Origin of the sequence: Syntrophomonas palmitatica JCM 14374 (assembly GCF_001311885.1) — a bacterium.
GTDB lineage: Bacteria > Bacillota > Syntrophomonadia > Syntrophomonadales > Syntrophomonadaceae > Syntrophomonas_A > Syntrophomonas_A palmitatica.
Genome location: NZ_BBCE01000058.1, coordinates 1 through 698 on the forward strand (window position 1 = coordinate 1; position 698 = coordinate 698).

Sequence of the window (698 nt, forward strand, 5' to 3'; positions counted from 1 at the left end):
CACCGTAACCATAAAAGCTGCGCCTGCGGTTACCTATACCGTAACCTTTGACAAAAACGGCGGAGATACAGAAGCGGATCCCGCAAGCAAAACAGTGGAGTCCGGCGGAAACGTAGGCACACTGCCGACGCCTCCGACAAGAACAAGCTGCACCTTTGCCGGGTGGAACACGGAGGCGAATGGCAGCGGAGATATATTTACCGCGGCTACAAAAGTCACCTCCGACATTACAGTGTATGCCCAGTGGACATTGATTCCGCCTACCGATGCAGAAAAAGTAGCGGCGGACAAGACAGTACTTGAGATTGGCTTCGCTCCTGGCGACAGCGCAAGCTCAGTAACCCAGAACCTGAATCTCACAGTAACAGGAGCGGTATATGGCTCCACCATCACATGGATATCTAACAATATAGATGTAATAAGCAATAACGGCGAGGTAACCCGACCGTTGTACGCAAGCGGAGACGCAGCAGTAACATTAACAGCTACCATATCCAGCAATGGAGTCAGTGAACCCAAGGCCTTCACCCTGACGGTACTTAAGCGGGCGCAAGTGACCCTGCAGAGCATCGCCATCACCAAAACAGGCAGACAAACTGGTGTATACCGTGGGCGAACCCCTGGACATTACAGGCATGGAAGTAAAGGCACTTACAGTGACGGTTCCAGCAAAAATGAAACTATAACAACAACCAACG

Annotated in this window: 1 protein-coding gene; it reads left to right on the plus strand. The window is 51.4% G+C overall.

Annotation, left to right across the window (positions count from 1 at the left end):
* Positions 1-698 (plus strand): InlB B-repeat-containing protein (locus JCM14374_RS12890; protein WP_172674240.1); only part of this gene is annotated, 698 nt, incomplete at both ends.